General features: G+C 73.9%; 20 protein-coding genes and 1 pseudogene. 10 read left to right on the forward strand and 11 right to left on the reverse strand.

Going from position 1 to position 24,649, the window contains the following annotated elements:
* Positions 1-68 precede the first annotated feature (68 nt).
* From J7I94_RS19715 to J7I94_RS19730, 4 genes are read left to right on the forward strand one after another with little or no spacing between them, the layout of a single operon-like run.
* On the forward strand, positions 69-1,562 hold the full coding sequence (locus J7I94_RS19715) for an ABC transporter substrate-binding protein (protein WP_215168458.1): 1,494 nt from the start codon (positions 69-71) through the stop codon (positions 1,560-1,562).
* Positions 1,559-3,325 carry an ABC transporter permease subunit gene (locus tag J7I94_RS19720; RefSeq protein ID WP_215168459.1) on the forward strand — a complete coding sequence of 589 codons (1,767 nt, stop codon included), beginning with the start codon at positions 1,559-1,561 and terminating at the stop codon, positions 3,323-3,325. Before J7I94_RS19715 ends, J7I94_RS19720 begins: the two co-directional genes overlap by 4 nt.
* Complete coding sequence (locus J7I94_RS19725) at positions 3,294-4,253, forward strand: ABC transporter ATP-binding protein (protein ID WP_215168460.1); 960 nt, start codon at positions 3,294-3,296, stop codon at positions 4,251-4,253. Before J7I94_RS19720 ends, J7I94_RS19725 begins: the two co-directional genes overlap by 32 nt.
* Positions 4,250-4,930, forward strand: coding sequence for a dipeptide/oligopeptide/nickel ABC transporter ATP-binding protein (locus J7I94_RS19730; protein ID WP_215168461.1), 681 nt, complete (start codon positions 4,250-4,252; stop codon positions 4,928-4,930). The genes J7I94_RS19725 and J7I94_RS19730 overlap by 4 nt, the downstream gene beginning before the upstream one ends.
* Positions 4,931-5,000: 70 nt before the next feature.
* Here J7I94_RS19730 and J7I94_RS19735 read toward each other — a convergent pair whose 3' ends face one another.
* Positions 5,001-5,894: an NADP-dependent oxidoreductase gene (locus J7I94_RS19735; RefSeq protein WP_215168462.1), complete on the reverse strand. Its 894-nt coding sequence runs from the start codon at positions 5,892-5,894 to the stop codon at positions 5,001-5,003.
* 70 nt (positions 5,895-5,964) lie between these two features.
* On the opposite strand from J7I94_RS19735, the gene J7I94_RS19740 reads away from it, so the two are divergent.
* Positions 5,965-6,552 (forward strand): TetR/AcrR family transcriptional regulator, encoded by a 588-nt coding sequence (locus J7I94_RS19740; RefSeq protein WP_215168463.1) that lies wholly within the window; start codon positions 5,965-5,967, stop codon positions 6,550-6,552.
* Between the two features lie 311 nt (positions 6,553-6,863).
* Here J7I94_RS19740 and J7I94_RS19745 read toward each other — a convergent pair whose 3' ends face one another.
* A complete protein-coding gene (locus J7I94_RS19745) occupies positions 6,864-7,496 on the reverse strand; it encodes a TetR/AcrR family transcriptional regulator (RefSeq protein WP_215168464.1) in 633 nt (210 codons plus the stop codon).
* Positions 7,497-7,617: 121 nt separating this feature from the next.
* On the opposite strand from J7I94_RS19745, the gene J7I94_RS19750 reads away from it, so the two are divergent.
* The 4 genes from J7I94_RS19750 (at position 7,618) to J7I94_RS19765 (ending at position 11,556) form a co-directional block, all read left to right on the forward strand.
* Positions 7,618-9,015, forward strand: a complete 1,398-nt coding sequence (locus tag J7I94_RS19750) for an MFS transporter (RefSeq protein WP_215168465.1) — start codon at positions 7,618-7,620, stop codon at positions 9,013-9,015.
* Between the two features lie 59 nt (positions 9,016-9,074).
* The gene (locus J7I94_RS19755) at positions 9,075-10,298 is read left to right on the forward strand and encodes an FAD-dependent monooxygenase (protein ID WP_215168466.1); all 1,224 of its coding nucleotides are present in this window, start codon (positions 9,075-9,077) and stop codon (positions 10,296-10,298) included.
* Positions 10,299-10,389: 91 nt separating this feature from the next.
* On the forward strand, positions 10,390-10,725 hold the full coding sequence (locus J7I94_RS19760; protein ID WP_215168467.1) for a helix-turn-helix transcriptional regulator: 336 nt from the start codon (positions 10,390-10,392) through the stop codon (positions 10,723-10,725).
* A gap of 207 nt (positions 10,726-10,932) precedes the next feature.
* On the forward strand, positions 10,933-11,556 hold the full coding sequence (locus J7I94_RS19765) for a cation transporter (RefSeq protein WP_251075417.1): 624 nt from the start codon (positions 10,933-10,935) through the stop codon (positions 11,554-11,556).
* Here the strand turns inward: J7I94_RS19765 and J7I94_RS38450 are convergent.
* From J7I94_RS38450 to J7I94_RS19805, 9 genes and pseudogenes are all read right to left on the reverse strand, one after another.
* A pseudogene (locus J7I94_RS38450) lies at positions 11,536-11,728 on the reverse strand (p-hydroxycinnamoyl-CoA synthetase); the annotation flags it as partial. The gene J7I94_RS19765 and the pseudogene J7I94_RS38450 overlap by 21 nt on opposite strands.
* Before the next feature lie 50 nt (positions 11,729-11,778).
* Complete coding sequence (locus J7I94_RS19770) at positions 11,779-14,178, reverse strand: SWIM zinc finger family protein (RefSeq protein WP_251075405.1); 2,400 nt, start codon at positions 14,176-14,178, stop codon at positions 11,779-11,781.
* A complete protein-coding gene (locus J7I94_RS19775; protein WP_215168469.1) occupies positions 14,175-17,093 on the reverse strand; it encodes a DEAD/DEAH box helicase in 2,919 nt (972 codons plus the stop codon). The genes J7I94_RS19770 and J7I94_RS19775 overlap by 4 nt, the downstream gene beginning before the upstream one ends.
* Positions 17,094-17,210: 117 nt before the next feature.
* Positions 17,211-17,792, reverse strand: a complete 582-nt coding sequence (locus J7I94_RS19780) for a sugar kinase (RefSeq protein WP_215168470.1) — start codon at positions 17,790-17,792, stop codon at positions 17,211-17,213.
* Positions 17,789-18,937 carry an ROK family glucokinase gene (locus J7I94_RS19785; RefSeq protein ID WP_215168471.1) on the reverse strand — a complete coding sequence of 383 codons (1,149 nt, stop codon included), beginning with the start codon at positions 18,935-18,937 and terminating at the stop codon, positions 17,789-17,791. Before J7I94_RS19785 ends, J7I94_RS19780 begins: the two co-directional genes overlap by 4 nt.
* A gap of 509 nt (positions 18,938-19,446) precedes the next feature.
* On the reverse strand, positions 19,447-20,238 hold the full coding sequence (locus J7I94_RS19790; RefSeq protein ID WP_215168472.1) for an ATP-binding cassette domain-containing protein: 792 nt from the start codon (positions 20,236-20,238) through the stop codon (positions 19,447-19,449).
* Positions 20,235-21,275 carry an ABC transporter permease gene (locus J7I94_RS19795; RefSeq protein WP_215168473.1) on the reverse strand — a complete coding sequence of 347 codons (1,041 nt, stop codon included), beginning with the start codon at positions 21,273-21,275 and terminating at the stop codon, positions 20,235-20,237. Before J7I94_RS19795 ends, J7I94_RS19790 begins: the two co-directional genes overlap by 4 nt.
* Positions 21,272-22,276, reverse strand: coding sequence for a sugar ABC transporter substrate-binding protein (locus J7I94_RS19800; protein WP_215168474.1), 1,005 nt, complete (start codon positions 22,274-22,276; stop codon positions 21,272-21,274). The genes J7I94_RS19795 and J7I94_RS19800 overlap by 4 nt, the downstream gene beginning before the upstream one ends.
* Positions 22,277-22,421: 145 nt before the next feature.
* On the reverse strand, positions 22,422-23,159 hold the full coding sequence (locus J7I94_RS19805) for a GntR family transcriptional regulator (RefSeq protein ID WP_215168497.1): 738 nt from the start codon (positions 23,157-23,159) through the stop codon (positions 22,422-22,424).
* 740 nt (positions 23,160-23,899) lie between these two features.
* On the opposite strand from J7I94_RS19805, the gene J7I94_RS19810 reads away from it, so the two are divergent.
* Positions 23,900-24,289 (forward strand): ribonuclease domain-containing protein, encoded by a 390-nt coding sequence (locus J7I94_RS19810; protein ID WP_215168475.1) that lies wholly within the window; start codon positions 23,900-23,902, stop codon positions 24,287-24,289.
* Positions 24,290-24,649 lie beyond the last annotated feature (360 nt).

The following is a 24,649-nucleotide window of genomic DNA, read 5'->3' on the forward strand; positions in this document are numbered from 1 at the left end:
ACGATTGTCATCGTGCTACGGTCGTCGCACGCTCAACCATTGACCCGCTCTTTACCCGGAGTGACCCCGTGCGCGTCCCTGCCCGTTTCCTGCCCGTCCCCGCGGTTCTCGCCTCCTCCGCCCTGCTCACCGGGTGCTTCGCGACCACGGAGGCCACCGGCACCGGCACCGGCGGCGGCGAGCGCATCCGCGTAGCGATGATGCAGCCGCCGCGGTCGGGCCTGTCCCCCCTCTCCGACGACGCGTTCAAGCTGTCCCGCTGGTCGACGGCCGAGACGCTCGTGAAACTGGACGCGGACGGTGACGCCGAACCGGCCCTGGCCACCGAGTGGAAGCAGTCCGGCCGGGCCTGGACCTTCACGCTCCGCGAGGACGTCACCTTCCACGACGGCACCGGGCTGACCGCCGAGGCCGTCGTCCGCTCCCTCACCAGGGCGGCCACCGCCTCCCCCAAGCCCCGCATCCTCGACGGCGTCGAGCTGACCGTGCGGGCGAAGGACGCCGGAACCGTGGTCGTCACCACCGCCGAGGGGGACCCTCTGGTCCCGCAGCGGCTCAGCTCCCCGCAGCTGTCGATCCTCGCGGCGAAGGCGTACCGGGGCAAGACGGTCGACCCGGTCGGCACCGGGACCGGTCCCTTCGAGCTGACCGAGGTCAACGGCACCTCCTCGGCCGCCCTGGACCGCTACGACGACTACTGGGGCGGCACGGCCAAGGCCCCCGGCATCGACGTGACGTTCGTGCCCGACGGCACCGCCCGCGCCGCCGCGCTGCGCAGCGGTGAGGCCGACATCGTCGAGGCCGTGCCCGTCTCGCAGGCCGCGCTGCTGGACGAGGAGCTGATCACCGAGGTCCCGATGCCGCGCACCAACACCCTCTACCTCAACACGGAGAAGGGCGCCTTCGAGGACCCCGCGCTGCGGGCGGCGGCCCGGGAGGCGATCGACGCCGAGTCGATCGTGAAGGGCGTCTACGAGGGCAGGGCCGACGTCGCCGAGGGACTGCTCGGGCCCGCGCTGCCGTGGGCGGCCGGCCTGCGCGAGCCGGTGAGCCGCGCGAAGGCGGGCGACCCGGACGGCCGGACCGTCACCATCGGCACCTTCACCGACCGTGCCGAACTGCCCGAGGTGGCCGCCGCGCTGCAACAGCAGCTCCAGAAGGCCGGGTTCAAGGTGAAGCTGGAGGTCCGCGAGTACGCCAACATCGAGTCCGACGCCCTGGCGGGCGCCTTCGACGCCTTCATCCTCTCCCGGGCCACCGTCCTGGACTCCGGCGACCCGGCCGCCTACCTCTACAGCGACTTCGCCTCCGACGGTTCCTTCAACATCCCCCAGCTCGCCGACCCGGCCGTGGACAAGGCCCTGCACAAGGCCGGTACGACGCCGACCGGTGACGCCCGGCGCCGGGCCGTCGTCGACGCCGAGGCCGCCGTGCTCGCCACCGACGCGGCCGTGCCGATGCTCCACGAGCGCGTGATCCAGGGTGACGCGGCCGACGTGGTCGGCGCGGCCCACGACCCGCGCGAGCGGGAGCTGGTCACGCTCGACACCCACGTCGAGTGAGGCCGTCCGCAGCGGGCGTGACCCGCGCCGTCTCCCTGGCCGCGGTCCTCGCCGCCGTCGGGCTGCTGCCCTGGCTCTCGGGCCGGGACCCGGCGCTGACCGTGCTGCGCGCCCGGTCCGCCGAGCAGGAGCCGACCGAGGAGGCCCTGGACGCGATCCGCCGGGACCTCGGCCTGGACGCCGGACCGCTCTCCCTGCTCGGCGACTGGGCGACCGGGCTGGTCCGCGGCGACCTCGGCACCTCGTGGGTGTCGGGGACGGAGATCCTGCCCTCGGTCGCCTCCGGGCTCCAGGTGTCCCTGGGGCTGATGGCCGCCGCGCTGACCGTGGCGGTGCTGCTGGCCGTGGCGCTGGTGGCGCCCGTACTGGTGCGGGGGCGGGGCTCGGGCGGGGCGTTCGCCGCCATGGCCGCCGCCGTGCCGGAGTTCCTCCTGGCCACCGTGGTGTTGCTGGTGTGCGGGGTGTGGCTGGGGTGGCTTCCGACGTCCGGCTGGCAGGGTCCCGCGTACATGGTGCTGCCCGCCCTCGCGCTCGGCGTCCCCGCGGGCGGCCTGCTCGGCCGGCTCGTGGCGGACGCGCTCCCCGCCGTGCTGGACGAACGGTGGGTGGAGCTGTGGCGGGGAGCGGGAGTGAGCCGCGCCCGGGTCTCGGCCGCCGCGCTGCGCCGCGTACTGCCCCCGCTGGTGCCGCAGTTCGGGATGGTCGCCGTCGGCCTGACCGGCGGGGCGGTCGCGGTGGAGGCCGTGTTCGCCGTGCCCGGCATCGGGCGTACCGCGCTGGGCGCGGCCAAGTCGCAGGACCTGCCGCTGCTTCAGGGCTCGGTCCTCGCCCTGCTCGCCCTGGGCCTGGTCACCGGCGCGCTGGCCGCCCTCGTACGGCGCCGGATGCTGGGGCCCGCCCTGCGCGAGGCCGGGCTGGTGCTGCCGCCCGCCCGCCCGGTCCGGGCGCACCCGGCGCTGCCGGCCCTCCTCGCCGCCGTGCTGCTGGTGGTGATCGGCTGGGGGCTGCTGCGCGACCCGTACGCCGTGGACACCACGGCCCGGCTGGCGGCGCCCTCCTGGGCCAACCCGCTGGGCACCGACGGGCTCGGCCGTGACGTGCTGGCCCGGCTCGGGCACGGGGCCGCCTCGACGGTCGGCACGGCGGCGGCCGTCTGCCTGCTGAGCCTGCTGGCCGGGCTGGCGCTGGGCTTCCTGCCCGGTGTGGCGGCGGGCGCGGCGGACATCGCCAACGCCCTGCCGCCGGTGATCGTCGGCATCCTGGTCGCGGCGGCGGCCGGTCCCGGCACCGGCGGCGCGGCCCTCGCCGTCGCGCTGATCTCCTGGCCGCCGCTGGCGGCGCACGCGGCGGCGCTGGTGCAGGAGGTGCGGGCGTCGGCGTTCCTGACCGCCCAACGCGCCATCGGCGCACCGCCGCTGTGGATCCTCACCCGGCACGTGCTGCCGTCCGTCGCCGCCCCGGTCGCCCGGCACGCCCTGCTGCGGCTGCCCGGCATCGCCCTCGCCCTGGCCTCCCTGGGCTTCCTGGGGCTGGGCGCCCAGCCGCCCGCCCCCGAGTGGGGCCTGCTCCTCGACGAGTCCCGGGCCTACATCGAACGCGCCCCCTGGGCCGCCCTGGCCCCGGCCGTCGCCCTGGCCCTGCTGGCCGGACTGGCCGTGTCGGGGGCGTCGTACGCGCAGGGCCGGGGCGCCCGGCGCACGTCCGGCCGCACTGTACGAAAGGAGACCGCCCATGCCGTCCGAGGCTCTGCTGTCGGTGCGTGACCTGCGGATCGCGTTCGGCCCGGTGGAGGTGGTGCGCGGGCTGTCCTTCGAGGTCCGGCCGCGTGAGGTGTTCGCCGTGGTCGGCGAGTCGGGCGCGGGCAAGTCGCTCACCGCCCGGGCGCTGCTCGGGATGGTGCCGCGCGGTGCGACGACCGGCGGCAGCGTGCGGCTGCGGGACGGTGCCGACCCCGTCGCCGGGCGCGGGCACCGGATCACCCTCGTTCCGCAGGACGCCCTGTCGGCCCTCTCCCCCGTCCACCCCGTGGGCGACCAGCTCGCCGCCGCCGTACGGTCGGTGCGGCGGGTCTCCCGCGGCGAGGCGCGCGCCCTGGCCGTGGCGGCGCTGGACCGGGTCGGCATCCCGGACGCCGCGCGCCGGGCCCGCGCCTACCCGCACGAGTACTCGGGCGGCATGCGGCAGCGCGCGGTGATCGCCATGGCGACGGTCAACGAGCCCGATGTCGTGGTCGCCGACGAGCCGACCACCGCGCTGGACGAGGAGCGCCGCGAGCAGGTGCTGCGGGTCCTGGCCGAGCAGCGGGAGGCGGTCGGCGCCGCGCTGGTCCTCGTCACCCACGACCTGGACGTCGTACGGGCCCACGCGGACCGCGTGCTGGTGATGTACGCGGGCCGCGCGGCCGAGACCGGGCCGGTCCGGCAGGTCCTGGACCGTCCGCGCGCCCCGTACACCGCGGGTCTGCTGGCCTCGCTCCCGCAGGACGGCCCCCGGCGCCGCCGGCTGCCCGCGCTGCCCGGCACCCCGCCCGCGCCGGACGCCCTCGGGCCGGGCTGCGCGTTCGCACCGCGCTGCCCGCTGGCGACGGACGTGTGCCACGACCACGAACCCGAACAACGCACCGTGGACGGCCGGCTGGTCGCCTGCCACCGCGCCGCCGACGTGCCCGACCCGCTCCGGGAGTTCGTGTGACCCACCCCCTGCTGGACGTCCGTGACCTGGTCGTCCGCTACGGCCCGGTGACCGCCGTGGACCGTCTCTCGTTCACGCTGGACGCCGGTGAGACCCTCGCCCTCAACGGCCCCTCCGGCTGCGGCAAGTCCTCCACCGCCCTCGCGGCGCTCCAGCTGCGCCGGCCCGACGGCGGGGAGGTCCGCTTCGAGGGGCGGGAGCTGACGTCCCTGACCGAACGGGAACTGCGTCCGCTGCGCCCGCGCATGCAGCCCGTCTTCCAGGACCCGTACGGCTCCCTCAGCCCCCGCCACCGCATCCGCGACGCGGTGGCCGAACCGCTGAAGCTGCACGGCATGTGGGACCGGACCGACGGTCCCGCCCGCGTGGCCGAGCTGCTCGACCGGGTCGGCCTCGACCCGTCGTACGGGGACCGGCGCCCGCACGAACTCTCCGGCGGCCAGTGCCAGCGGGCCGGGATCGCCCGCGCCCTCGCCTCCGGGCCGCGGCTGCTCGTCCTCGACGAGCCGGTGTCGGCGCTCGACGCCTCCGTGCGGGCCGGGGTGCTGAACCTGCTCGCCGACCTCCAGGACGAACTGGGCCTCGGGTACCTGTTCATCTGCCACGACCGGGCGGTCGTACGGCACTTCGCGGTCCGGGTGGTCGAGATGCGGGAGGGGCGGGCGGTCCGCGCCTGACGCCGGAACCGATCGTCCGGTCCGGCTCCCGGAGCGCGGCGGGTGAGCGCGGGGCGACGCCGGACGCGGGTCAGACGATCATGACCCGGCGTCCGCGCGCGTGGCCGGCCTGGCTGTCGGCGTGCGCCGCCGCGGCCTCGGCGAGCGGGTAGGACTTCTCGACCGGGATGTGCAGCCTGCCCCGCGCGATGAGGTCGACGGCCTCGGCGAGCGCGTCCGGCACGCTTCCGGCCACGCCGGAGAACCGGACCCCGAGATCCGGCGCGCCGAGGTCGGCGATGGAGATCACCTTCCGCGGATCCCCGGTCAGCTCGACGAGTTCGCGGAGCACGCCCGAGCCGGCCAGGTCGAGGGCCGCGTCGACAGGGCCGAGCCGGCGCACCCGCTCGACCCAGCCCTCGCCGTACGTCGTGGCGACGGCGCCCAGGCTCCGCAGGTACTCCTGGTTCGCGGCCCCGGCGGTGCCGATCACCGCGATGCCGCGGTCCCGGGCGATCTGCAGCACCGCTGATCCCACTCCCCCGGACGCGCCGCTGACGAGCAGCGTCTGTCCGGGCCGCACACCGACCTCGCGCAGGACGCGCAGCGCGGTCTCCACCACCGAGGGGTACCCGGCCGCCTCTTCGAACGTCAGCCCCTCGGGCATCCGGGCCCAGGCCGACAGCACGGCGAACTCGGCATAGGTGTCGGAGCCCTCCCCGAACACGCGGTCGCCGATCCCGACGCCCTCGACCCCCGCGCCGACCTCGTCCACCACCCCGGCGGCGTCCAGCCCGACTCCCGCGGGCAGCTCAGTCGGATGGGCCCCCAGGACCTGGCCCTCCCGGATCCTCCAGTCGACGGGGTTCACACCCGCCGCCCGCACGGCGACGCGTATCTGGCCGGGGCCCGCGTGGGGCTCCTCGGCGGCTATGAGACGCAGCACGTCCGGACCGCCGAATTCGGCGAAGCTCACTTTTCTCATGCCGGCGACCGTAGCACTAACCGTTAGCTTTTCGCATCTGTTCCATACTTGAGCTTGGTAGGGTCAGTGCATGACCGTGCCGACCGGACGCCGTGAGCGCAAGAAGGCCGCGACCCGCCAGAAGATCGCCGACACCGCGCTGCGGCTCTTCCTGGAGCGCGGGTACGACGCGGTGGGCATCCGTGACGTGGCCGCCGAGGCCGACGTGGCCGTCACCACGCTCTTCTCCCACTTCGCCTCGAAGGAGGCCCTGGTCTTCGAGCAGGACGACACCTTCGAGCAGCGCCTCACGCGAGCGGTCGCCGACCGGGCGCCGCACGAGCCGCTGATCCCCGCACTGCGCCGCGAGATCGAGGCCCTGGTGCGGCACTGCACGGCGGACAGCGCCGCTCCGGTCTGGCACCTGATCGACGAGACGCCCGCGCTGCGGAAGTACGAGGAGACGATGAGGCTGCGCCACGCGGAGACGCTGGCGACGGCCATCGCCGCCGACCCCGGGCTCTCCCGGTCCGTGACGGTGAGCCGGACGATCGCGAGGTTCGTGATCGACGCCCATGCGCTGGCCCGTGAGGCGGCCGATCCCGAGGCCGCGCTGGAGGAGATCTTCCGGATGATCGAGGCCGCCTGGGAGGTCACCCGTCCTTCCGGACACGGGTGAGCGGCCCGACGCGTGAGCCCGCCTCGCCAGGCCGCTGAACGGCCGGGCGGGGGCGGTCAGTCCGGGACCGACAGGCCGCTGAACGGCCGGGCGGGGGCGGTCAGTCCGGGACCGACAGGCCGCTGAACGGCCGGGCGGGGGCGGTCAGTCCGGGGCCGACAGGATCGCGCCCCGGGTGCCGTCCGCCGCGGGGAGAGCGTGGGCACGCGGCGCGTCCGCGAAGGGCACCAGGACGCGGGCGACACGCGGCGTCGACTCGCCCGCCCCCACGTGACGGGCCGGTGCGTCCAGCGCTCCGGCGCGAGGCCGGCCTACGCCGCCCGGTACGCCCGGAGGAAGGTCCGCACCCCCTCGACGATGAGCGGCCGCACGCGGGGATCCTCCGCGGCGTTGGCGGCGCCGAACCTGTTGAGCGCGACTCCGAAGGTCAGCGCGATGAACTGGTCGGCCGCGAGGCGGGCGTCGGGGACGTCGAGCAGCCCGGCCTCGGCGAAGGCGGCGAACCGCTCGGCGAGTGCCTCGTCAGGAGTGTCGGCCATCGGGTTCCCGCCCCGGTCCGACAGCGGGCCGGGGGTCGCGCGGACCAGTCGTTGCAGCGTCGCGTACTCCGCCGAGCCGAGCATGTCGGTCGAGATGCGCATGGAGAACTCGACCAGGACGTCTTCCAGACCGGCGGCTTCGGTGCGGTCGGTGAGGGTGTCGTCGAGGATGCGCCGGATCGTGCCGATCAGTGACTGGCCGACCGAGTCGACGACCGCGTGCAGCAGCGTCTGCTTGTCGCCGAAGTAGTCGTAGACCGTCCGCTTGGACACCTCGGCCCGGGCCGCGACCGCGTCGACGCTGGACCGGTCGAAGCCGTTGGCGAGGAACAACTCCCGGGCGGCGGAGAGGATCGCGGCCCGCTTCTGCGCGGACCCCTCACGCAGTGTCTTCGTGGTCGGCATGGACTCACCCTACCTCTTCTACACTGCACGGTGTAGTGTAGCCGCGGAACGACGACGCACCGTGCCCGGCGACGACGGCCACCGAGCCCGCGCCGGGCCGGCGACGAGGGAAAGGACGTTCATGACCGCGACAACCCTGGCTCCCCCGGTCCGTGTCGGGAAGCCCGCCGTCTGGGCTCTCGGCCTGCTGGCGGCCTCCACCGGGACCCTGGAGTCGGTGGTGACACCGACGCTCCCGCTGCTGCAACGCGAACTGTCGATGAGCCCCGCGCAAGGGGCCTTGCTCAGCATCACGATGCTCCTCACCGGCGCCCTCGTCACACCGGTCGCGGGCAGTCTCGGTGACCGCCACGGCGGGAAACGGGTCATGCTCCGGCTGATGGCGGTGGTGGCGACCGGCGGCCTGGTGTCCTCGCTGGCACCCAATCTGCCGGTGCTGCTGCTCGGCCAGGTCCTGGAGGGCGCGATGGTGGGCGCGATGCCGCTCTCGTTCATCCTGGTCCGCAAGCACCTCCCGGCCGGAGCGGCCCAGGTGGCCATCGGGGTGGTCAGCGGGCTGTTCGTGGGCGGCGGCATGCTGGGCACACTGATGGCCGGGCCCGTCGCGGAAGGGCTGTCCCGGCACTGGATGTTCGCGTTACCGACGATCGCGATCGTCGCGGCGACCCTGCTCGTGCACCGGCTGATGCCGGACGATCCGCCGGGCCGCGCGGACGCCAGGATCGACTGGCCCGGCCTGGCCCTCCTCAGCGGCATCCTGCTGACGCTCATGCTCGGGCTCGCGACGGCCCCCGAACTCGGCGGCCGGCCACTCGCACTGGGCGCCCTCGTCCTCGCCCTCGCCCTGCTCGTGACCGGATGGACCGTCGTCGAACGCCGGTCGCCCTCACCCATGGTCGACCTGCGCCTGGTGGCGAAGCCCGCGATCTGGAGCTCCTACGTGATCACGTTCGCCGTCTGCCTGGGCACGTCCGTGGCGATGTTCCTCGTCCCGCAGCTGTTCGCGGCCTCCGCCGACGGGTACGGCTTCGGGGCCGGCTCCACCGACATCGGACGGTACCTGCTGCCCGGCACCGTCGCGGGGGCGGTCAGCGGGCCGCTCGGCGGGGTCGTGGCGCGACGGTTCGGCGCACGTACCGCGGTCGCCGCCGGAATCGGCGTCATGACGGCCACATTGGTCGCCATGGCGTTCGTGCACACCGAGGTCTGGCACCTCGTCGTCGGCAAGACACTGGTCGCCCTGGCCAGTGGTGTCTGCATCACGGCGATGGTCGTCAAGACCGCCACCTCCGTCGATCACGGCAACACCGGCACCGCCACCAGCCTGGTCCTGGTGATCCGCGTGATCGGCATGGCCGCGGGCGCCCAGGTCAGCGGTGCCTTCCTCACCGCCGGGACCCTCCCCGGAGCGGACGACCCGGCCGAATCGGCCTTCGCCACCGGCTTCGTCATCGCCGGAGCCGTCACGGCGCTGTCCCTGCTCGCCGTCCGCGCGATGAACAAAGAAGTCAAGGCATGACACGGAGGAGTCAAGACATGACACAGGGGAAAGAAGCAATGACGCGAAAGGGACAGGACATGACCGCCACGCGCCCGTTGACGGGCATCCGTACCGCACGCGGGCGCGAGGTCCTGATATCGGGGGCCGGCATCGCGGGTTGCGCCCTCGCCTTCTGGCTGAACCGCCACGGGTACGCGGTCACGGTCGTGGAGAAGGCCGGCGCACCGCGTGACGGCGGTTACCCCATCGACGTACGCGGCACCGCGCTGGAGGTCGTCCGCAGGATGGGTCTCCTGCCACAACTCCGGGACGCCCACATCGACCTGCGCCGGATGACCTTCCTGGACGGGGACGGCGGCACGGTCGCCTCGGTCAGCCCGCAGGACGTCGTCGGCAGTGTCGCGGGACGGGACATCGAGGTGCGGCGCGGGGATCTGACCGGCGCCCTGTACGGGGCGGTCCGTGACGACGTGGAATTCCTGTTCGACGACTTCATCGACACCCTCGACCAGTCCGGCCACGGGGTCGACGTCACCTTCCGCGGGGGCGGCAGGCGTACGTTCGACATGGTCTTCGGCGCGGACGGTCTGCACTCCCGCACCCGGGAGCTCCTGTTCGGCTCCGAGGAGCGGTTCCACCGCTACCTCGGGTACTGCTTCGCCGTGTTCACCATGCGCAACACCCTCGGCCTCTCCCGCGAGATCACGATGTGGAACACCCCGGGCAGGGCCGCCGCGCTCTATGCCGTGGGGGACGACGACGAGGTGCACGCCTTCCTGAACTTCGCCCGCCCGGAACCACCGTTCGGCGCGATCCGTGCCCCGCAGGCCCGACAGGACCTGGTCTCCGCGGTCTTCGCCGACGCGGGCTGGGAGGTTCCGGGCATGATCGCGGCCATGCCCGACGCGGACGACCTGTTCATCGACGTGGTCAGCCAGATCCGGATGCCCCGCTGGTCCCGTGGCAGGGTCGCGCTGGTGGGCGACGCCGCGTACGCGCCCTCGTTCCTCACCGGACAGGGCACCAGCCTCGCGCTCGTCGGCGCGTACATGCTCGCCGGTTCGCTGGCCGCCGGCCGGGACGCCGCCGCGGGCTTCGCGGCCTACGAGGACACCACCCGCGGGTTCGTCACCCTGAACCAGGACCAGGTCGGCGCGGGCGAGGCCGCCCTCTTCCCCACCACCGCCCAGGCCCTGGAGCGGCGCAACACCATGCTGCGCGGCCTCGGAGCCCTGCCCTCCCGGGAGGAACGACCGGCCCACTCGGCCCTGACTCTGCCCGAGTTCGCGCCCCTGGGGTGACTCGGCGCATGCGCGCGCCTGACGTCACCGGGGAGGCGGAGTCTGATGATCCAAGGTTCCCTGAATTCAGGGTTATGTGTATCGTCAGGGCGTGCTGACTCTCGCTTCCGACATCGAGGTCCTGGCACGGTTCGGGCGCGCGCTCGCCGACCCGATCCGCTGCCGGATCCTGCTCGCCCTGCGTACGGCCCCGGCCTACCCCTCCGACCTCGCCGACGCCTTGGGAATCTCGCGTACCCGGCTGTCGAACCACTTGGCCTGTCTGCGCGACTGCGGCCTGGTCGTCGCGGTCCCGGACGGCCGGCGCACGCGCTACGAACTCGCCGACGACCGCCTCGGCCACGCCCTGGACGACCTGCGGACGGCCGTCGTGGCCGTCGCCGCGGACCGCACCTGCGCGGACACCGAGGAGAAGGGCTGCTGCTGAATGACCGCGCTGCCCCTCGCTTCCGGTCCCAGTCCCTCCCCTGAGGCTGGTCCTGGTCCCGACGCCAGTCCTGGTCCCGATGCGAGCACTTGTCCCGATGCGAGCACTTGTCCCGATGCGAGCACTTGTCCCGATGCCGGCCCTTGTCCCTGTTGCGGGGCCGGGGCCGGGCCCGACGCCGGCCCCGGCCCCGCTCGCCGTGACGCGCTGACCCGTCGCATACGGCTGCTGGTCGCCGCGACCATCGCCTACAACGTGATCGAGGCGGTCGTCGCCCTCACCGCGGGCACGATCGCCTCCTCGACCGCCCTGATCGGGTTCGGCCTGGACTCCGTGATCGAGGTGTCCTCCGCCGCCGCCGTCGCCTGGCAGTTCTCCGCCGGCGACCACGCCGTCCGCGAAGCGCGGGAGAGGACCACGCTCCGCGTCATCGCGGTGTCCTTCTTCGCGCTCGCCCTGTACGTCACCGTCGACTCCGTACGGGCGCTGACCGGCAACGGCGAAGCCGGACACTCGGTCCCCGGCATCGTTCTCGCCGCGCTCTCGCTGGCCGTCATGCCGTTCCTGTCCGCGGCCCAGCGCAAGGCCGGACGGGAGCTGGGCTCCGCCTCCGCCGTGGCCGACTCCAAACAGACACTGCTGTGCACCTACCTGTCCGCTGTGCTGCTGGTCGGCCTGCTCGCCCACCTCGCCCTCGGCTGGTCCTGGGCCGACCCCGCCGCCGCCCTCGTCATCGCGGTCATCGCGGTCAGGGAAGGCCGCGACGCCTGGCAGGGCAAGGGCTGCTGCGGGCGGCAGCCGGACACGTCCTCATGTGGCGTCCCCGGCTGAGGAGTTGCCGCCGAAGCAGGCGCGGACCCGGGACTTCAGCAGCTTCCCGGAGGCCGTGCGCGGCAGTTCGGGAGCCGCGCACCCGGTCAGGGTCGAGGCGGGCGCCCGCACGTGGGACGAGCACCGCACGCGGCACCTCTCCCCACGTGTCGTCGGCCACGCCGATCACCGCGCGGGCCGTAGCCAGGAGCAGCCATGGTCGGCGCCAACAGTCGCCACCGCTCACCTGTGCGGCATGCCGGAATCCGCGTCCGCGAGTGTCCCGAGGCCGGTCAGGGCGCCGACCGGGTCCAGGTCCGGGGTGCCCCGGGGCCACCAGTCGTCGCGGTCCGGCTCGGACTCGTAGGCGTACCACAGGCCGGTGCGGCCCAGGCGGAGCTGGAGGTGGCCGCTGGGGTGGGTGAGGCGGTTGCGCCACGGGCGGAAGGCGGGCAGGTCGGCGGCGAGCAGCAGGGGCCGGGCCCGGTCGAAGCGTCCGGCCGGCGGGTCCCAGGGTTCCTCCAGGACGCTGAGGCCCTCCGGGCCGCCCTGCCGCCAGGCGGCCACCGCGCGCGCCAGCTCGGCCGTGTCCCGGCCGGTCGCCCGGGCCAGGGAGGAGTAGAGGGCGCGGGTCGCCGCGGTCAGGCCGGAACCGGGGCGGGCGGCGGCCAGGCGCACGGCGTCCTGCCACAGCGTGAACCCGTCCACCGGGTCTCGCCCCGTGGTGAGCAGGGCGTGGGCGCGGGCGGCGGCGTCGGTGGCCAGCTGGTCCAGTGCGAAGGGGTCGGGACCGCCGGGGGCCGCCGGGTAGGCGGGCGGCTGTTCCGGGTGCGGGGGCGCGGGCAGCGGCGGCGGAAGGGGTGGGCGTACACGCGTGGCGAGGGCCTCGGTGGCGCGTACCCCTGGCAGGGGTTCCGGTTCCCGGCCCTGGACGGCGCGGGCCGCGCGGGCTGCACTCAGCCGGGACAGGGCGTCGAGCAGCTCCCGCTCGCCCCGGCCGCGCAGCAGGAGCAGGACGAACGGATCGGCGTCGAGCAGCCGTGCCGTCTGGTAGCAGAGGGCGGCGGCGTGCTTGCAGGGGTGGCCGGAGTCGGGGCAGTTGCACTCCGGAGCGAGGTCTCCGGGGCCGGGCAGCAGGGGGACGCCGCAGTCGGCCAGGGAGTGGGGCAGCTCCTTGTCGAGCAGGGCGGCGATGTGTCCGGGCCGCTCGGCGGCGGCGTCGAGGAACCGTTCCCAGTCCGCGTCGTCCAGCGTGCGCAGCCGTACCCGCACACGGTACGGACGGGGGCGGCTGCCCTGGACGTAGGCGAGGACGAGTCCGGGTGTGACGGTGATGGCGTCGACGTGGCCCCGCTCGGCGTACCCGCGTCCCCGCGCCAGCCGTCCGGCGTCCAGCGCGCCCTCCTCCAGCGCGGTGACCCACGCGTTGCCCCACCAGGTCTCGGCGAACCCCTGTCCGGCCGACGATCCCGGCGGGAACGCGGGGAAGGTGCGACGCAGCTCGCCGTCCCGGCCCGGGGCTGCCATGGAACGGGGGGTGCGTGGGGACGTGGACGTCGGTTCGGTGGCCGCCGACGCCCGGCCCGGGGCGGGGGGCGTGTCGTCGAGGGGGGCGGGGTCGCCAGAGACGCCGTAGTCAACGGGGGCACTGGGGGCACTGGGGGCACCGGAGTCAGCCGAGTGACCAGAGCCGCCGGAATCGCCCATGCCCCCCAGGTCGCTCACGTCGCCCAATTCGTCGAAGTCGCCCAAGTCGTCGAAGGGCGGGCGGAAGGCGTTCGCCAGCGCGGCCCGTACGGTGCGGGCGCGGGTGTCCGCGACGGTCTCGGGCCGGGCCGGGCGGCGTGCGGCAGCGGATGCGCGCGCGGGCGCGGGCACCTGGGACCGGCGTGCCTCCTGGCGGGCGGCCCGCAGCGCCTCTCGCGCGCCGTCCCCGGGACGGGCCCGCGTGGCGTCACCGCCGAGGGCGGCGACGGAGGAGGCGGCCGGGGTGGGCGGTGCCGCGTGCGCACCCCGGGCTTCGGTGACCGCCCCCGCGCTCCCGTCCGCGTCGGAGCCGGAGCCGGAGCCGGGGCCGGAGCCGGAGCCGGAGCCGGAGCCAAAGTCGGAGTCGGAGCCGGAGCCGGAGCCAAAGTGGGAGTCGGAGCCGGAGCCGGAGCCAAAGTGGGAGTCGGAGCCGGAGTCCGCGGACGTCATGTCCTCGTCTCCTCCGCGGTCGGCCGACGGCACCGTCCCGTCCCCGACGGGGGCGGCCGGTCCGGAGCCTCCCCTCGCGTCGACGTCGGCCGACGCGTCCCCGGGGCGAACTCGCGGGTTCCCGTGCGTGCCCGGCGCCACAGGTTCGCCGTCGGCGGGCGGCGTGGGGGCGGTGCGCCCCACGGCGGACACCGCACGGCGCAGTGCCGCGCGGGCGGCGTCGGCGGGGCGGGGGGCGTCGGCGGGGCGGGCGGCGTCGGCGGGCGGTCCCTGGGCCGGGTCGGCCGACGTCGGCGTCGGCGTCGATGTCGGCGTCGATGTCGGCGTCGGCTCCGCGGGCGGCGGCGTCGGTGCGGGCGGGGCCGGTTGTTCCCGCGTCGGCTCCGCCGCCCGTCCCCGTGCCGCGCGCAGGGCGCGGCGGGCCTCGTCGGCAGGACGGGGGGTCATGACGACCTCCGCAGGGACACCAGGTCGGACAACTCACGGTCGGTCAGTTCGGTGAGGGCCGACTCACCGGAGCCGAGGATCGCGTCGGCCAGTGCTCGCTTGGCGGTGAGCATCTCCGCGATGCGGTCCTCGACCGTGCCCTCGGTGACCAGGCGGTGGACCTGGACCGGCTGGGTCTGTCCGATGCGGTAGGCACGGTCGGTGGCCTGTTCCTCGACCGCCGGGTTCCACCAGCGGTCGAAGTGGACGACGTGGCCGGCCCGGGTGAGGTTGAGGCCGGTGCCCGCCGCCTTGAGGGACAGGATCAGGACCGGGGTGGCGCCGGCCTGGAAGCGGTCGACCATCCGCTCCCGCTCCGGCACCGGTGTGCCCCCGTGCAGCAGCTCGACGGGGACCGCGCGGGCGGTCAGGTGGGAGGTGAGGAGGCGGGCCATGCCGACGTACTGGGTGAAGACCAGGACCGAACCGTCCTCCGCGAGCACCGTGTCCAGCAGTTCGTCGAGCAGGGCCAGCTTGCCGGAACGGGCGGCGGCGCCGTCGCCCTGCTGCCGGTGGTCCTCCTTGAGGTACAGCGCGGGGTGGTCGCAGATCTGCTTCAGCGCGCCCAGCAGCTTCAGCACCAGCCCCCGGCGGGCGATGCCCTCCGCCGCCTCGATGACGGCCATCGACTCGCGCACCACCGCCTCGTACAGGGCCGCCTGCTCCCGGGTGAGCGGCACGGGGTGGTCGGTCTCGGTCTTCGGCGGCAGCTCGGGGACGATGCCGGGGTCGGACTTGCGGCGGCGCAGGAGGAAGGGGCGGACCAGGCGGGCCAGCCGGGCCACCGCCTCCTCGTCCTCGCCGGTCTCCACCGCGCGGGCGTGCCGGGCGCGGAAGGACTTCAGGGGGCCGAGGAGTCCGGGGGTCGTCCAGTCGAGGAGGGCCCACAGCTCGGAGAGGTTGTTCTCGACCGGGGTGCCGGTGAGGGCGACGCGGGCGGGGGCCGGGATGGTGCGCAGGGCCTTCGCCGTCGCCGAGTACGGGTTCTTGACGTGCTGTGCCTCGTCGGCGACGACCATGCCCCACGGCAGGTCGGCCAGGGTGGCCGCCGCCGAGCGCATGGTGCCGTAGGTGGTGAGGACGAAGCCGCCGGCCAGGCCGTCCAGGGTGCGGTCGGGGCCGTGGAAGCGGCGGACGGGGACGCCAGGGGCGAACCGGGTGATCTCCCGCTGCCAGTTGCCGAGCAGGGAGGCGGGGCAGACGACGAGGGTGGGCTCGGTGCGGGCCCGCTTGAGGTGCAGGGCGATGAGGGTGACCGTCTTGCCGAGGCCCATGTCGTCGGCGAGGCAGCCGCCGAGGCCGAGCGAGGTCATCAGGTCCAGCCAGGCCAGGCCCTTGAGCTGGTAGTCGCGGAGGGTGGCGGCGAGTCCCGGCGGCGGCTCGGCGGGGGCGAGGCCGGCGGTGAGCCGGTCACGCAGGGCCGCCAGGGTGCCTACCGGCACCGCCTCCACCGTCTCTCCGTCGACCTCCGCGCTGCCGGTGAGGGCCACGGACAGCGCGTCGACGGGGTCGAGGAGGCCCAGGTCGCGTGTGCGGGCGCGGTGGACCAGGGCCGGGTCGACCAGCACCCAGCGGTCGCGGAGGCGGACCACCGGGCGGTGGGCCTCGGCGAGCCGGTCCATCTCGGCCTCGGTGAGCGGGTCGCCGCCGAGCGCCAGCTGCCAGCTGAACCGGAGCAGGTCACCGCTCTCGAAGAAGCCGGTGCCGTCGGTCGCCGAACCGGGCGCGGAACGGACCACGGCCGTCGCGGTGAGGTCCTGGGCCAGGTCGCGGGGCCAGTGCACGGCGACGCCGGCGGTGGCCAGCCGGGTGGCCGCGATGCCGAGCAGGTCGGTCAGCTCCTCCTCGGAGAGGGCCAGCACGTCGGGCACGTCCTGCTCGGTGAGCCGGTCCAGCGGCGGCCAGACCCGGGCGGCACGCCGCACCGCGAGGGCCGCGTCGACCCGGGCGCGCGGGCCGAAGGCGGGGTCCGCCGCGCCCGACCACAGGTCCGCGGTGTCGGCCACCAGGGTCGGGTCGGCGAGGCTGTGCACCTGGACCACCGCGGCACCCGCCGCGCGCCCGCGCCCACTGTCGGCGTCACCCCTGCCCCCGCCCTCGCCCTGCCCCGAGGCATCGAACAGGTCGAACGGCGACAGGTCCAGGCGGAGCGAGATCCGCACGCCCGCGTCCATGCCGGCGGCGACCTCGGCGGCCCAGTCCCGCGCGCCGGGCAGCCGCTGGGCGGGGCGGGCGGCGAAGGGCAGGCCCATGGCGTACGGCGCGGCCGGGGTGCGGGGCAGCGTGTCGGTGACCGCGTCCAGGAAGGAGCGGATCAGCGCGCGCGGCTCGGGCAGCCGGAGCGGGCCCGGGCCGTCCAGCGGGACCGCGTGTCCCTCGGGCGGCAGGGCGGCGGCGATCGCCCTCAGGTGGGCGATGTCGTCCGGGTCCAGGGGGCCGGCCCGCCAGGCGTCGTGGCCGTCGGCGGTCAGGCCGGGCAGCAGCCGGCCGCGCGCGGCGAGCCGCAGAGCGTGCAGGGCGGCGGCGCCCCAGCAGGCGGTGGCGGGGTGGGCGGCCGGGTCGTGCCGGGCGCGCACCAGCAGGGGCAGGGCCTCCTGGACAGGGAGGGTCACCGCGGGGACGGTCCTGCGGCGCACGCGGGTGCCGTGGCGGCGCACGACGGTGAGCGGGGCCGCCCCGGGGGGCTCGATGGGCGGGGTGTCGTCGGCCGGGTCCCAGAAGGCGAAGCGTCCCTCACGCGGCAGCGGGGCGGGCAGGAAGACGGCGGCCAGCCGTACGACACCGGGTCCCGGGCCCGCCGTGGGCGTGTCCGGGACGTACGTGTCCGTTGTGTACGTGTCCGTTGTGTACGTGTCCGTTGTGTACGTGTCCGTCATACGTCCTGTCACCTCCCCTCCCGTTCGCCGGATCGACTGTCTACGACTCTACGGGCGGGGTCTGACAATCGGCTCCGGACGCCTGCCGGGACCCGGTCCTGACCGGTCGGGGACCGGTCAGGGAACGGTGCGCGAGACGACGTACACCATCGGGAGGTCCGGGTTGGCCAGGTTCACGACGACGTCCTGGGTCGGTGCCGGGTTCTTCTGGGTGCGGACCAGGCCCCACCACTGTCCCGGCGCCGAGAAGTCCCAGCCGGTGACCCGCTGGTCGCGGGCGCTGATGGAGATGTCGTCCCGCTCCAGGGCGCTCCGGTCGACGCCGATGCCCGCGAGGAAGGCGTCCAGACCGGCGCCGGTGGTCTCGAACTGGACGTACAGGCGGCTCGTCTTCCAGTTGTTGGTCTCGTAGTACGCGACCTTGCCGGCGGGGTGCGGGACCGGGACCTGGTAGAGGCGGCGCTGGAGCTTGGAGGGCCAGGCCTCGGTCAGCCCGGTCGCCGAGTACTTCTCCTCCTTGTCCCGGCCGCTGCTGCGGCTCTGTTCGGCGGAGATCAGCAGGTAGCCGGCCGGGATGCCGATCAGCAGCACGATGATGAGCAGGGTGAGCGCCCGGCGGCGGATCTTGTGCCGGCGGTCCTCGGCCGGGGTCCCGGGCTCCTCCGCGGGACCGTCCTGGAGCGGCAGGGGTTCCGTCACAGCGCCTCCCGTTCCGTACGGCGGGACTGTGCGTAGCGTTCGTACCGCTCATGGCGCTCCACGCGGCGGCGCTTGGCGCGGCGGAAGCGGCGGGCGACCAGACGGGCCAGGTCGGCGGCGCCGACCATGCCGGCCTCGGGGCCGAGCTGGGCGCGGACGATCCGGGCCTCGGGGCGGTAGCCGCGGCCGGTGAGCTGGCGCTTGAACGCGTCGCGGGCGGGGCCGATCAGCAGGTCGTCGGCGGCGCTGACGCCGCCGCCGATCACGAAGCAGGACGGGTCGAGGGCGGCGGCGAGGTTGGCGATGCCGACGCCGAGCCACTGGCCGATGTCCTGGAGCAGCTCGACGCACATGGCGTCGCCCTCGCGGGCCAGCTCGGTGATCATCGGGCCGGTGATGTCGCCGATGCTGCCCTTGACGTGCTCGATGATCCCGTACGCCACCGGGGAGTCGGCGGCGGCCAGCTCGCGGGCCTCTCTGACCAGGGCGTTCCCTGAGCTGTACTGCTCCCAGCAGCCGCGGTTGCCGCACGGGCAGCGGTGGCCGCCGGGGACGACCTGCATGTGACCGAACTCTCCGGCGACGCCGTACTTGCCGCGCTTGACCTGGCCGCCCTCCAGGATGGCGCCGCCGATGCCGGTGCCGAGGGTGATCATGACGAGGTGGTCCTCGCCGCGGCCGGCGCCGAAGCGCCATTCCGCCCAGGCGGCGGTGTTGGCGTCGTTGTCGACGAGGACGGGCACGGACAGGCGGCCGGAGAGACGGTCCCGGAGGGGTTCGTTGCGCCAGGACAGGTGCGGGGCGAACAGGACGCGGTTGCGGTCGGCGTCGACCCAGCCGGCCGCGCCGATGCCGACGGCGTGCACGTCGTGGCGGTCGGAGAGGTCCAGGACCAGTTCGACGATGGTGTCCTCGACGACCTTGGGGCTCTTGGACTTGTCCGGGGTCTCCGCGCGGACCTTCTCCAGGATGGTGCCGTCCGCGTCGACGACGCCCGCCATCACCTTGGTGCCGCCGATGTCGATGCCCACGGTGGGCACGCGGGGGGCCGTGAGGTGGGAGCGGCGTTCCCTGGTGCCGGCCGTGCGCAGCACGGTGGCCCGGCGGGAGCCGATGGGGGCGGTGAGGTCGCGGTAGGTGCTCATCGGGTGCGATTGTGCCGTACGGCCCTGGCGGGTGCCGAACGGCGCGGGTGAGGGGGTTGTCGGGGGGGGGCGGTCGGGTGCGGGTGGTTTGTGGCCGATCGCGCGGTTCCCCGCGCCCCTGGGGACGCTGCCGTGCCGTCCACCTCCGGCGGGCCGCCGGGACAGGAAGCGGGGGTTACCGACCGCCGCCGGGTGCGGGTACGTCGTGGCCGGGCGCGCAGTTCCCCGCGCCCCTGGGGACGCTGCCGTGCCGTCCGCCCCCGGCTGGCCGGCGGGACAGGAAGCGGGGGTTACCGACCGCCGCCGGGTGCGGGCGCGTCGTGGCCGGGCGCGCGGTTCCCCGCGCCCCTGGGGACGCTGCTGTGCCGTCCGCCCCCGGCTGGCCGGCCGGACAGGAAGCGGGGGTTACCGACCGCCGCCGGGTGCGGGTACGTCGTGGCCGATCGCGCGGTTCCCCGCGCCCCTGGGGACGCTGCCGTGCTGTGCGGGAAAAGCCGGCCCTCGGGGGGCTAGCGGCGGCGTAGTTCGTGGCGCAGGTCGTCCAGTTCGTTGCCGCCGGCCATCTGGCGGGTCAGCTCGTCCAGGGTGATCTCGTCGCGGGTGTGGTTGCCGACCATGGTGCCGCGCTTCAGGAGGACGAAACGGTCGCCCACCAGGTAGGCGTGGTGCGGGTTGTGGGTGATGAAGACGACGGCGAGGCCCTCGTCGCGGGCGGCCGCCACGTACTTCAGTACGACCCCCGACTGCTTCACGCCCAGCGCGGCGGTCGGCTCGTCCAGTACCAGCACCTTGGCGCCGAAGTACACCGCGCGGGCGATCGCCACGCACTGGCGCTCGCCGCCGGAGAGGGTGCCGATGGGCTGGTCGACGTCGCGCAGGTCGATGCCCATGCGGAGCAGTTCCGCGCGGGTGGTGCGGCGCATGAGGTCGACGTCCATGCGCTTGAACGGGGCGACGCCCTTGCGCGGCTCGGAGCCGAGGAAGAAGTTGCGCCACACCGGCATGAGCGGGACGACGGCCAGGTCCTGGTAGACGGTGGCGATGCCCCGGTCCAGCGCCTCGCGCGGGGAGGAGAGGCGGGTCTCCTCGCCGTCCAGGGTGAGGGTGCCGCCGTCGTGCTGGTGGAGGCCCGCGATGATCTTGATGAGGGTGGACTTGCCGGCGCCGTTGTCGCCGAGCACGCAGGTGATCTCGCCGGCGTGCGCCGCCAGGGACACCCCCTCCAGGGCGCGGACGTTGCCGTACTGCTTGCTGACGTCCGACAGTTCGACGAGGGGGGTACGACTCGATGTCCGCGTCACTTGGTGGCCTCCGCGCGCTTGCGGACCCAGGCGTTGAGCAGGGTCGCGAGGAGCAGCATCGCTCCGAGGAAGAACTTGAACCAGTCGGGGTTCCACTCGGCGAAGACGATGCCCTTGCTGGTCATGCCGAAGATCAGCGCGCCGACCGCCGAGCCGACCGCGCTGCCGTAGCCGCCGGTGATCAGACAGCCGCCGATGACGGCCGCGATGATGTAGATCAGCTCGTTGCCGACGCCCTCGCCCGACTGCACGACGTCGTACGAGAAGAGCAGGTGCTGACCGGAGATCCAGGCGCCGAACGCGACGCCCATGTAGAGGCCGATCCTCGTCTTCGTCACCGGAACACCGACCGCGCGGGCCGCGTCCTGGTTGCCGCCGACCGCGAAGATCCAGTTGCCGGCGCGGGTGCGCAGCAGGATCCAGCTCGCCACCGCGACCAGCGCCAGCCACCACAGGATGGTGATCTTGAAGCCGACGCCGCCGACGGTGAGCGTCGAGGCGAAGACGTCCTTGGCGGAGGCGAAGCCCTCCATGTCGGCGATGGTCTTGGTGGAGACGGTGTCGTCGATCAGCTTGGTGAAGCCGAGGTTCATGCCGATCAGCATCAGGTAGGTGCCCAGCGTGATGATGAAGCTGGGCAGCCTGGTGCGGCTGAGCATGAAGCCGTTGAAGGCGCCGAGGGCGAGGGTGACCAGCAGGGAGACGCCGACGCCGACCCAGACGTTCGCGGTCATCTGGTAGCTGAACATCGAGGACAGCAGCGCGGAGGAGGTCACCATGACGCCCGCCGACAGGTCGAACTCCCCGCCGATCATCAGCAGCGCCACGGGTACGGCCATGATGCCGATGGTGGAGGAGGCGTACAGGACCGTGCTCAGGCTGGAGGCGTGCAGGAAGCTGTCGGCGGCCAGCGCGAAGAAGACGAAGACGGCGATGGCGCCGACGACCGAGCCCAGCTCGGGGCGGCCGAGCAGCTTCCGCAGCGGCGAGCCCTGCAGAATCCTTTCGTCGGAGACTGTCGCTCCGGTGGCGCTCATCGGGTGCCCCGTTCCGTGTAGTCCGCCAGCGCGTCGGCGTCGTCCTCGGTGATGATCTGCGGGCCGGTGAGCACGGGCTGCCCGCCGCCGAGGACGTCGGCGTTGTACCGGTAGAGCCACAGCAGGTCGACCGCCTCGTAGCCCTGGAGGTAGGGCTGCTGGTCCACGGCGAAGCCGAGGCTGCCGTCCTTCAGGCCGGCCGCGACCTTGGCGTTCAGGTCGAAGGTGTCGATCTCGGCGTCGCTGTTCGCACCCTGCTTGGCCTTGACGGCGGTGTCCGCGTACGGGGCGCCCAGCGTGACCACGGTGTCCACGCTCTTGTCGGTCTGGAGCTTGGCCTCGATGGCGGACTGCACGTCCGGCATGCTGGTGCCGGTGACGTAGAGCCGCTGGAGCTTGCCGTCGAACGTCTTAGCCACACCGTCGCAGCGCTGCTCGTGGCCGACGTTGCCCTGCTCGTGCAGGACGCAGACGGCGCTCTCGCGGCCCCGCTCGTTCAGCTCCTCGCCGACGGCCTCGCCGGCGATCGTCTCGTCCTGGCCGATGTGGGTGAGCGCGCCGAACTCCTTGGATTCGGCCGAGCCGGAGTTCACGGTGACCACCGGGATGCCGGCCTTCACCGCGCGGGCGACGGCGGCCTTCATGGCGTCCGGCTTGGCCAGCGTGACGATGATCCCGTCGACCTTCTTGTCCACGGCCGCGTCGACGAGTTGGGCCTGCTGCTGGGCCTCGTCGTCGTGGGAGTACAGGAAGTTGATGTTGTCCTTGACGGCGGCCTGCTCGGCGCCGCTCTGGACGATGTCCCAGAAGGTGTCGCCGTCGCCCGAGTGCGTGATCATCGCGACGGTCCAGCGGGGCGTGTTCACCGCCGCCTTCCCCTGGGCCGCGGCGGCCTTGCGGGCGTCCTCGGCGCGCTTGCCGCCGGTGCTGCTGCAGCCGGCGAGGGAGAGTGACAGTGCCCCTGCCAGCGCGATGCCTGTCCAGGTCCGAAACCGTGCCACGAGGCGGTGCCCTTCTTGCTGTGTGCTGTCTTGCGGTGGTCTGTAGTGGTTCTGTCCTACGTGAGGACCGCTGAGCCCACCAACCCAAACGCCCTATTGTCGGGCATGCCTCCCGGCCGCGGCACGCCGGGGGCGGATGTGAGGTTCAGGACCGCACCAGCAACTGGAACTCGAACGAGTACCGGGACGGCCGGTAGGTGTGGGTGCCGTACTCGACCGCGCGGCCGCTGTCGTCGTACGTGGCGCGCTGCATGGTGAGCAGCGGGGCGCCCTCGTCCTCGCCGAGCCGCTCGGCCTCGGCGGCGGTGGCGGCACGGGCGCCGATGGACTGGCGGGCGCTGTGCAGGGTGATGCCCGCGCCGCGCATGAGCCGGTACAGCCCGGTCGCCTCCAGCCGGCCGGTGTCCAGGTCGAGGAGGCCGGGCGGCAGGTAGTTGCGCAGGTACGCCATCGGCTCGCCGTGGGTCAGCCGCAGCCGCTCCACGCGGTGGACCTCGCTCCCCTCGGCCACCCCGAGCGCGGCCCCGATCTCGGCGGACGCCGGGACGATGTCGTTGACCAGGACCTTCGTACCGGGACGCTGCCCGGCCGCCGCCAGGTCGTCGTAAAGGCTGCTCAGCTCCAGGGGGCGCTTGACCCGGCTGTGGACGACCTGCGTGCCGACGCCGCGGCGGCGCACCAGCAGGCCCTTGTCGACCAGCGACTGGATGGCCTGGCGAACCGTGGGCCGGGACAGCCCGAGCCGGGCGGCCAGCTCGATCTCGTTGCCCAGCAGACTGCCCGGGGTCAGGGCGCCGCGCTCGATGGCCGCCTCCAGCTGCTGCGACAGCTGGAAGTACAGCGGCACCGGACTGGTCCGGTCCACACCGAGGCCGAGCGTCACGGTCGGGTCAGCTTCTGGTTTCGACACGGGGCGAGCGTAGCTCTGTGAGCTGTTGACGGGAAGTTGTGTAGTCCGGTTGTCAGGACATACCAAGGGGAGGGAGGGGCGGTGGTCAGCAACTGTCCTCCGGGCCGCCGACGAGTCACCGCGTCGCAGGCCAGCAGCGCCAGCCGCACGCGGTTGTCGAGGTGCAGCCAGGCGAGGGCGCATGAGACATGGGCCTTGACGGTGGCGACATCCAGGAAGAGCTCGGCCGCGATCCCGGCGCCGGTCAGGCCCCGGCCGCGTGTGACATCAGCGCGCAGGTCGCGGCGGACGACAGGACGGGGTCGCCTGCGGCGGTCGCGCACGGCCTCGAAGGGTCCCGGCGGGCGGGGTGTCTGCCAGAACGCCGTCCGGGCGGGTGCGGCCGACCAGCGCCTCGGCCTCGACGCGGTACGCGGCACCCGCACCGCCGGCCACGCGTCCCGGACTCCGGCCACGCAGGGCAGATCCGCGGCCGACGGGCGGACGCGCCCCTGTGCCGCGGGCGGGCAGCGCACGCCACCTCCAGGTGTGCGCACGGAGGCGGGGCGGAGAGCGCAGGTCCGCCCGTGCGTCACCGGTCGGCCCATCGGAGCGTGGGCGCCGTGGTGGCGCTGGGCCGCAGGACAGCTTTCCGGAGCCTCAACGGACTTGGCGGGAAATTCTCCGAGTTTGTCATTGACATGCCACCATCTACGCGCGTCATCATGAGGGGCATGAGATTCCCCCCACGCGCCACTCGCATCGGCGCCGCAGCCGCCGTCCTGTCCGCACTCCTCGTCGGCGGCACCGTCGCCACAGCATCCCCGGCCGCCGCCGCGGTCGGCAGCATCTGTTACAGCGACCTGCCCTCTCAGGCTCACGACACGCTCGAACTGATCGAGCAGGGCGGGCCCTACCCGTACTCCCAGGACGGCACCGTCTTCCAGAACCGCGAAGGCATCCTGCCGAGCCAGTCCTCTGGCTACTATCACGAGTACACCGTCATCACTCCTGGTTCCTCCACGCGGGGAGCTCGTCGGATCGTCACCGGCGAGGAGTATCAGGAGGACTACTACACGGCCGACCACTACGAGTCGTTCGATCTGATCAGTTACAGCTGCTGAAGAAGCCTGTGCCGTTGCGCCGGAAACCCGTGCGCACTCGGGCTTCCGGCGGCGAACACCGCACACAGGACTCTCGTCCCGCGGACCCCCCACGCACACCGGCCGCGGGGCGAGGCCGCAGTCGGCGGGCGTCGCGAGGCCGACGGCCCGCTCCGGTGCCCGCTCGGAAGCTCCGGCACCGGCCCATCCCGTGCAGACGCCCGCCAGTGCCGCACCGCCAACGGACTGGCACTGCCCCACCGCGCGATCTGACGGGCCTCTCCCCCTCCTGGCCGGTCAGCCCGCACACACGGACCGACGGACTCAGCCACCGCGCCAGCAGCGGTCGCCCGAAGTCACCGCCGCGCCGGGGGACGGACC

This window comes from Streptomyces sp. ISL-12 (assembly GCF_018614415.1).
Lineage (GTDB): Bacteria > Actinomycetota > Actinomycetes > Streptomycetales > Streptomycetaceae > Streptomyces.

Bases quoted from the DNA above. Each gene is read 5' to 3' on its own strand.
- J7I94_RS19725 (WP_215168460.1), top strand. From the start codon at position 3,294: ATGCCGTCCGAGGCTCTGCTGTCGGTGCGTGACCTGCGGATCGCGTTC.
- J7I94_RS19770 (WP_251075405.1), bottom strand. From the start codon at position 14,178: ATGACCCCCCGTCCTGCCGACGAGGCCCGCCGCGCCCTGCGCGCGGCA.
- J7I94_RS19745 (WP_215168464.1), bottom strand. From the start codon at position 7,496: ATGCCGACCACGAAGACACTGCGTGAGGGGTCCGCGCAGAAGCGGGCC.
- J7I94_RS19755 (WP_215168466.1), top strand. From the start codon at position 9,075: ATGACCGCCACGCGCCCGTTGACGGGCATCCGTACCGCACGCGGGCGC.
- J7I94_RS19810 (WP_215168475.1), top strand. From the start codon at position 23,900: ATGAGATTCCCCCCACGCGCCACTCGCATCGGCGCCGCAGCCGCCGTC.
- J7I94_RS19795 (WP_215168473.1), bottom strand. From the start codon at position 21,275: ATGAGCGCCACCGGAGCGACAGTCTCCGACGAAAGGATTCTGCAGGGC.
- J7I94_RS19740 (WP_215168463.1), top strand. From the start codon at position 5,965: ATGACCGTGCCGACCGGACGCCGTGAGCGCAAGAAGGCCGCGACCCGC.
- J7I94_RS19735 (WP_215168462.1), bottom strand. From the start codon at position 5,894: ATGAGAAAAGTGAGCTTCGCCGAATTCGGCGGTCCGGACGTGCTGCGT.
- J7I94_RS19750 (WP_215168465.1), top strand. From the start codon at position 7,618: ATGACCGCGACAACCCTGGCTCCCCCGGTCCGTGTCGGGAAGCCCGCC.
- J7I94_RS19775 (WP_215168469.1), bottom strand. From the start codon at position 17,093: ATGACGGACACGTACACAACGGACACGTACACAACGGACACGTACACA.
- J7I94_RS19785 (WP_215168471.1), bottom strand. From the start codon at position 18,937: ATGAGCACCTACCGCGACCTCACCGCCCCCATCGGCTCCCGCCGGGCC.